The sequence below is a fragment of the Vibrio sp. Vb0937 genome, from assembly GCF_033338855.1.
The window spans coordinates 1-1,612 of sequence record NZ_JAWOTK010000137.1; the positions used below are offsets into that span (position 1 = coordinate 1).

General features: G+C 42.6%; 1 protein-coding gene. It reads right to left on the reverse strand.

Translation table 11 applies throughout. The features are described from left to right. Nucleotides 1–584: 584 nt before the first annotated feature. Nucleotides 585–1,612, reverse strand: a 1,028-nt coding sequence (locus R7P67_RS23825) for a GNAT family N-acetyltransferase (RefSeq protein WP_318086191.1), incomplete at its 5' end; no start/stop codon positions are given.

Below are 1,612 nucleotides of genomic sequence, written 5' to 3' on the forward strand. Positions count from 1 at the left end.
GAATATGTTGTCGTAAACGGTTCGCCAAAACCGCTTGTTTGATTGCTTAGTACCCAATCAATTTACCACACATTTTCTAATTGGAACTGACGACGGGTTTTTCGTGATCAACCCCCGCATTTCTTCGGATGAAAAGCATTTTTTAAGTGATGATGATCAATTAATTGATATGTAACTTAATAACAAAAAATGACTTTCAAATCTGTCAATAAAAATATTAGTGATCAATTCGATCTTCTGACAAATATAAAATCAAAATTCATTGTGATTGAGATCACCTTTAATTTCTTTTTTAATTCAAATTAAATGCCTAAAACGATCAATGTCACATTTTGTTTGGCGTTCGGTTTGATTTGAAATGTGATCTATAACCATTTTGAGGTTTTGTGAAAGTTTATAACGTGAACGTTTGCGCGATGTTGGCGTTTTGTGGATTAAAGCTGGAGATGAGTGGCCTTTTTGCGATGAGTTTAACTAAACACTTTGTTTTTAATGTTTTATGAGCAAATAACGTATCACGCTGCACGCGTTTTGTTTAGAGCGATTTTGAGCAGCGCGATACCTCCTACGTTTGTAGACGACGGTTAATTGTTCATAGCTAAATACTCGCGCGCGTTTTCACTGCCCATATAACGTGCAAGCGTTTTCTCAGGTACATCGCGTAAATCCACCATAATCAATCCATCCAGTGCGTTGTTAAACGCCGGATCGACGTTAAAACACACCAACTTACCATTCAAACTCAAATATTGGCGCAGTAATACCGGAACGCCTTTGCCTTCGTCAATTCGAGCGATCACGCGAGATAGCAACTGTAAATCTCCCAATGCGGTTAGCATGCTGGTATTCCAGTTTAAGTTGGTTTCTGGCAGTGGGTTTGACGGAGTGACGTATTCGGCGCAGTCGTTGTCGTAGTGGTGTAGGGTCATCGATTGTGCCAGCAACTGACGCGCGGTATGGCTGTAATCGTTGCTGATGCTCACTGGGCCAAATAAGTGCGTGTATTCAGGATGTTGATGAACAAAAGTCGCTATGCCTTTCCAGAGTAAGAGTAGGGCACTCATGCTTTTTTGATATTGCTCGGCAATCACAGAACGACCCATTTCAATCGACTTGCCCATTTGATCGAGAAAGCGTTGGTCATAGTTGAACAAGGTGCGCGAATACAATCCTTCTACGCCATATTTCGCCAATAATTGATCAACTAATCCAAGACGGTAAGCACCTACCATGCATTGGTTCTCACGATCCCACACAAACAGGTGCAGGTAATCATGATCGAAATGATCGATGTCTATCGCTTGTCCGGTCCCGTCGCCAACTTGACGGAAATTATGTTCTCGCAAGCGGCCAATTTCATGTAGGAGAGATGGGATCTGCTGTGCGCTGGCGCAGTACACGTCGAACTCGCCATTTTGAAGCAATTGGGTTTCTGCCGGTAAGCTGTGCAGCTCTTCAAGCAATTGGCCTATGGGTAACCCTGCCGCAATAGGTAAGAGATCATTGTCTGAGACCGTTTGCTGAGTGGCACTTACATCGCGGTTAAGCAGGTAGGTGTTGAGCCTCAGATAATTGACGATCTGATCATCGTTGAGGTTATTGAGTTCTTTAA